Origin of the sequence: Pseudoalteromonas sp. TB51 (genome assembly GCF_000498055.1) — a bacterium.
GTDB lineage: Bacteria > Pseudomonadota > Gammaproteobacteria > Enterobacterales > Alteromonadaceae > Pseudoalteromonas > Pseudoalteromonas atlantica.
The window spans coordinates 25,869-32,134 of record NZ_AUTO01000345.1; the positions used below are offsets into that span (position 1 = coordinate 25,869).

Genomic DNA, 6,266 nt, shown 5'->3' on the forward strand with positions numbered 1-6,266 from the left:
ATATAGTTAATCAATATTTTTTATCTTCACGCTAAAAATATCTCGTTTGTGTGGTTTTTAAAAAGGGCATATAAAGCAGATGTCGCTTAAGCAATTTAAGCGCTAACACTTACAGTAGGTATTTGTTAAAGCACCCATCGTATTAAGTGATACGCGCAATGCCCACTTAGTACGCTGGGTGTTTCTATTTATAGTGCTGAGTATTTTATTAGGCATGCTTTTTATATTTTTGACTTAACTAGGAAAAGTCGTGTTTAAAACCTTAATAGTGGTTGATAACAACGAGCAAACACTTGCTCAATCGTTCGACAATGTGATTTCGTTTAATAGTTACTTACGTGATTACCCAAAACATAATGAACCTAAAACCCGCATTATTAATTTATGCGACTCAAGCCAATACTTGAGTAAGGGTTACTATTGCTCTTTGCTTGCAGAGGCCCGCAAACACCAGGTGTTACCCAGTGTTAAAACAATAAACGCGCTTCGAAGCGGTCAAGCTCCTATGTTAAATATTGGCTCTATTGATGGCGAAATTTACTTTGGTAATGCCTTAAACGAGCTACAAAGCAAAGCGGCTAAATCGGTATTTAAGCAATACCCAGCGCCTATTTTATATGTAGATGAACAAGGCTTGTTACAGCAAGGTTCGCTTAGCACTTTGAACGATGAGCAATACAGCAATTTTGTAGCAAAACTAAATACGTTTACTCAAACCCAATGGCGCATTGGTACTGTGCAGCGCCGTTTTAGATGGGATATGGCAATCCTTGTTGATCATAACGAAAAAGTACCACCGAGCGATAAAGACGCCATAGCCCGCTTTATAAAAGCAGCGGCTAAGCATGGTATTAATGCGCAAGCATTAAGCTTTGAAGAAATAGACAACATAGCCCAGTTTGATGCGTTATTTATTCGCCAAACTACAGCGATTGACCATCCAACGTACCGCCTTGCAAGCAAAGCGCAAAGCCTTGGTTTAGTGGTTATTGACGATGCTGAGTCTATTTTACGTTGTTGTAATAAAGTGTATTTACACGATGCGTTTAATTATCAAAAAGTGCCGAGCTTAAAAACGGTGGTAGTGGCTGATCAATCAGCGCAAACGCTTGAGCAATTAGAAGAGTCGTTTACCTATCCGCTGGTTTTAAAAATGCCTGAAGGGTCGTTCTCAAAAGGTGTATTTAAAGTTGCAAACCGCAGTGAGCTTGAAGCTAAATTAACCGAGCTGTTTGAATATAGCGCATTGGTACTTGCACAAGAATACATGTACACAGAATACGATTGGCGAGTAGGTGTATTAAATGGCCGCGCTATTTATGCGTGTCGCTACTTAATGGCGCGTAATCATTGGCAAATTTATAATCACGATGCTAAACGGTTTTTCTCTGGTGGCTTTGAAACGCTACCTACCTTTGAGTTACCAAAAGCCGTGTTAGATGCCGCTTTAAAAGCATGTAAAACTGTGGGTAAAGGCTTATATGGCGTAGATGTTAAAGAGCATCAGGGCAAAGCTTATGTGCTTGAAGTAAATGACAATCCAAGTATTGATCACAAAGTAGAAGATGGCTATTTAGGCGACGAACTATACATGATCATTATGGACGAATTTAAACAACGTTTAGAAGCGCGAGGCCGTGGCTAATACATGAGTAACCTTGTTATTCGAAAAGCACTTAGCAGTGATTTAAACGCATTGATTGACGTTGAAAACGCGTGCTTTAATAACGATAAATTGAGCCCGCGCAGTTTAAAGCGCTGGTTAAGTGCTAAGCACGGTATTTTGCTCGTTGCCAATAATGGCGAGCAAGTATGCGGCTATGGGCTGGCGTGGTGCCATAAAGGCACACGTTTAGCACGTTTATATTCGCTTGCTGTACTACCCACAATGCAAGGTAAAGGCATTGCCAAAATGCTATTAGTTGCGCTTGAAAAACAAACCAGCGAGCGTGGGCGACTTTACTTACGATTAGAAGTGGCGGTAAATAACGAAAGTGCGATAGGGCTCTACAAAAGCTTGGGTTACAGAGTGTTTGGTCAATATAGTGATTATTATGACGATCATAGTGATGCACTGCGAATGCAAAAAAATATTCGCCAAACGCGTGAGCTAAAAGTAGCGCGGTTAACGCCGTGGTACCAACAAACTACCGAGTTTACCTGTGGGCCTGCGGCGTTATTAATGGCAATGGGGGCACTTAAGCCAACAATGGAGCTTAGCCAATCACATGAGCTGGCACTTTGGCGCGAAGGCACCACCATTTTTATGACATCGGGCCACGGTGGTTGCCATCCGTTTGGTTTAGCACTTGCGGCTAATAAACGCGGCTTTAAAAGCGAGGTAATGGTAAATACCACAGAGCCTTTGTTTTTAGATGGTGTACGTAATGAAAATAAAAAAGTGGTGCTTGCTACTGTGCATAAGCAATTTGTTGATGGTATAGCGCAGGCAAATATACCACTTAGCTATAAAGATGTAGAGCTTGAGCATATTGAACAGTGGTTAAGCCAAGGCTTTAGTGTGCTGTTACTAATTAGCACATACCGGTTTGATGGTAAAAAATCACCTCATTGGGTGTGCGTTACCCACCTTGATGAGCACTGCGTGTATGTTCATGACCCATTTTGCGAGCCAGGCAGTGACAAACAGCTCGCAATAGATTGCCAGTACGTGCCTATAGCGCGCAGTGATTTTAGTAAAATGTCAGCATTTGGTAGCCAACGTTTAAGAACCGCAGTGGCCATTGCTAATAATTAATAGGTTTTAAGTAAAGAGTGACTTTTTTAGATTTAATTGATGTAGCCCCTTATTCGTGGGCAGCCATTGGCACCGCCGCTTTTTGCGGTGCTATAATTGGCTTAGAACGGCAATTGCGCGGTAAACCTGTGGGTATCCGTACATCTGCGCTCATAACGCTGGGCACGTATTTGTTTTTATCAACCGCGTTTAACTTACAAGGCGATGTAATTGATCATTCGCGTGTAGTGGGGCAAATAATTACAGGTATTGGCTTTTTAGGTGCAGGTGTCATGCTTGCAAAAGACGGCGCTGTAGTAGGGGTTACCTCAGCTGCAACCATTTGGGTGCTTGCCTCAATTGGCGTAATGATAGCCACCGACAATTTAGGTGCTGCCATTAAACTTTCGGTGCTGGTGGTTGGTATTTTATACGGTGTAGATGTACTGGAGGCAAAATTTAAAAGCCTAAGCAAAGGCGTGCACACTAAAGTAAAAAATTATCAAAAACGTTATTACCGAAAAGACTTTAACGACCCAGAAAGCCACTGATTTAACGCCACTAATTTAGTGGCGTTATTATATGAGTGTATTAGCTAAAGCGTGACTGCTTGGTACTCGATTGCCTCGTTAATAGGCGCAGGGCGACCAATAAAGTAGCCTTGGACGTTATCTACTTTTAGCTGCCTCAATGTGAGAAGCTCTTCTTTATTTTCGATACCTTCAGCTACAATCGTACAATTAATTGCTTTTGCAAAACCACATAATGCTTTTGCGAGTAAAAACTTTCTTTGGTCGTTATTTATATTTTCAGTCAGGCTTATATCAAGTTTTATAATATCGGCTTCTAACTCCAATATGTGCTGAAAAGACGAAAACCCAGCGCCTACATCGTCAATAGCTAATTTTACGCCTTTATTTCTCAATGGCTCAAGTGCCGCGCGCATAGCTTGGTAATCTAAAATAGGCGAGTGCTCTGTGACTTCTAATATAATGCGGGTGCAATCAACATTTTGTAATACATTATTAATTGAGCCCGATAATATATGTGCAGGGGATGTATTTATAGTCACGTAGGCATGTGGGGCAAGTTCATCCATACAATGCAGGGTGTTTTGTATAGCAAGAATTTCTAGGGCTTCACCTAGTCCTAAGTTGTCGGCATCTTTAAACCATACATCGGGGGTTTTGTAAGGTTGAGTAAAAAAGCGTGAAAGCGATTCATAACCCGATAGCCGATTCGTCGCTAGGTTAAAAATGGGCTGAAAATAAATAGTGATGGCATTTGTTTTTATAATATTTTCAATCAGTATTTTTGTTTCATTACTTATGGTGTCTGATTGTGATCTTTGTTCAATGAGCTCGGTAGCAAGCTCTGAAATTAGTTTTAAAAAAGCCAGATCTCTATCATTTAAGTTGTCATCAAATGTGGTTTTATAACAGCAAAAGGTACCATACGTTTTGCCTGATGCTAAAACAATCGGTACACCTATGTAAGCGCCTATATTTAATTTTTTGGTGACCGGCATAGCCTTAGTAATAGGGTGTTTATGTGTGTTAGGAATTATTGGTTCAAGGTCGTTGTCTGAAATTTTTTTACAGTAAGTCTCACAAATAGGATCTGAATTACCTACTGATACGCAGTGGTTATCGGTATGATTATCGACCACCTTAAAAACCCGATCTGTTTGTGTAAATTCTGATATAAACGCCACATCCATTTTAAGATGTTTGCGCACAAGCGAAAGTAACCTTAATAACTTTTCGTCCACTGAGCCATTATTTTGTTGTTCAAAAAGGTGCTGTTTTATTTCATCGCTCATACAATAACCTAGCTAGGATTTTAGCTAATAGTGTAATTTATATAAGGAAAAAAGCCACTTAATTGCAGCTTTGTATTAGCCAAATAGTTTTCTTCGCACTACTTTTCTGTACTCGCTTGGTGTTTGGCTAAGCACTTTTTTAAACACGCGGGTTAAATGTCCTTGGTCATTATAGCCGACCTCAAGTGCTACTTCTTGAATCGTTAAATTAGATGAAGCTAATAACTCTTTAGCGCCTTCTACCCGTAATTGTTGCCAATACTCTATAGGGCTTTGATTAGTTGCAAGCTTAAAGCGGCGGGTAAATGTACGGTAGCTCAAACTAAATTGGGCAGCTACTTCTTGTAAGTTTAACTCGCTGGCTAAATTAGTTTTAAGCCAAAACTGAATTTGCGCTATGAGTTCATCTGGATGGCGGTCAACTGCGCCTTCAAGATAGCGCTGATCTTCGTATGGTTTACGTACTTCGTGCGAAAAGTTACGCTCTACATGTTGAGCTGCTGCTTTGCCATAGTATTGGCTAATAATATGAACGATTACATCGGCAAGGGCATTTAAACTTGCTACCGTATACATGCGCTCAGATTGGGTGATAAAAAAGTCGGGCTTTAAGCGCACTAACGGGTAGTCGTTGCTAAATTGTTTGGCGTAATGCCAATGGGTTGTTGCAGGGTGCCCATCTAGTAAGCCCGCTTCTGCAACTAAGCAATTACCCGTGCCTACACCAATTATATGACTGCCGGTTTCAAAGCTTTCTTGTAGCCATTCAACCACTTCTTTATTAGTACGTACTACAGGGCGAGGGTTTCGCCATATACCAGGCACAATAATTAGGTCGTTGTAGGGCGCGTTGTGTGTGGTGCAGTCGGGGACTATGGCAAGCCCAGTACGGTTTTGTATTGGCTCATTATTTTTAGCAATTAAATTTATACTAAGTGGTCTAAAATCCGTGTGGCTTAAATGGCCTTTTGCATAAGCCTCACCCGCTCTTAGCATTTCAATAGGCAGTGTTAAACTGGTAATAAGTAAATGCGGGTACACTGCTATGGCAATATTTAACGCTGGGTTTACTGATTTTTTATGCATGTGAATGCTCCGACCAGTACTTTTTGGCCTTTAATGCTGAATATTTGGCTATTAAAGCACAAAGTGTTGTGGTTAATCCAATTAAACTGTTTGCTTCTCCTATAACACGTTTTAAAGGTTAATTATGACAGCATTACCCGTAATAGTAGGCATGGGTGGTATTAACGCCGCTGGCCGTACTTCTTTTCATCAAGGTTACCGCCGTATCGTGTTAGACGCATTAAACGCACAAGCTCGTAGTGAAACATTTTTAGGCCTCGCCACATTAATGAACTTAGTACGCGTTGTTGATGGTCAATTACAAGACACAAACGGTAATAATGTTGAGCAAAGCGACGTAGAAGCACGCTTTGGTGAGCAAATTATTGCTGGCACACTTATTCGTAAAATTGAAAAAGAGCACTTTGATGCAGATGCCACGCCTTGGCAGCAAAAGATGACGTTAAAGTCCTCTGATGAAAACGCAATTGTGTTTGAAACGCGCGCACGCGATTTACCAACCCCAGTGCCTGCCAGTTGGAAAATACAAGAGCTTGAAGGCAAAAAAGTAAAAGTGACTATAGCGGCAGAGCTAGATGTAAAATTAGATTCTACCCGTGATAACCCAATTAAATCGGCAGG

General features: G+C 40.9%; 5 protein-coding genes and 1 pseudogene. 4 read left to right on the plus strand and 2 right to left on the minus strand.

The window, feature by feature from the left end; translation table 11 throughout:
- The first annotated feature begins 250 nt into the window (after positions 1–250).
- Genes L650_RS0122040 through L650_RS0122050 form a run of 3 tightly spaced genes read left to right on the plus strand, consistent with a single transcriptional unit; the run spans position 251 to position 3,288 of the window.
- Positions 251–1,645 carry a RimK family protein gene (locus L650_RS0122040; RefSeq protein WP_029774418.1) on the plus strand — a complete coding sequence of 465 codons (1,395 nt, stop codon included), beginning with the start codon at positions 251–253 and terminating at the stop codon, positions 1,643–1,645.
- 3 nt (positions 1,646–1,648) lie between these two features.
- A complete protein-coding gene (locus tag L650_RS0122045) occupies positions 1,649–2,758 on the plus strand; it encodes a GNAT family N-acetyltransferase/peptidase C39 family protein (RefSeq protein ID WP_029774419.1) in 1,110 nt (369 codons plus the stop codon).
- Positions 2,759–2,775: 17 nt separating this feature from the next.
- A complete protein-coding gene (locus L650_RS0122050; RefSeq protein WP_029774420.1) occupies positions 2,776–3,288 on the plus strand; it encodes an MgtC/SapB family protein in 513 nt (170 codons plus the stop codon).
- Positions 3,289–3,332: 44 nt separating this feature from the next.
- On the opposite strand, the gene L650_RS0122055 is transcribed toward L650_RS0122050, so the two are convergent.
- Both L650_RS0122055 and L650_RS0122060 read right to left on the minus strand, forming a co-directional pair.
- Positions 3,333–4,559 (minus strand): EAL domain-containing protein, encoded by a 1,227-nt coding sequence (locus L650_RS0122055; RefSeq protein WP_024034060.1) that lies wholly within the window; start codon positions 4,557–4,559, stop codon positions 3,333–3,335.
- A gap of 75 nt (positions 4,560–4,634) precedes the next feature.
- Entirely contained in the window at positions 4,635–5,645 is a 1,011-nt protein-coding gene (locus L650_RS0122060) for a GlxA family transcriptional regulator (RefSeq protein ID WP_008131596.1), read from the minus strand.
- Positions 5,646–5,769: 124 nt separating this feature from the next.
- Here L650_RS0122060 and L650_RS0122065 point away from each other — a divergent pair.
- Positions 5,770–6,266: pseudogene (locus L650_RS0122065) on the plus strand (beta-ketoacyl synthase); the annotation flags it as partial.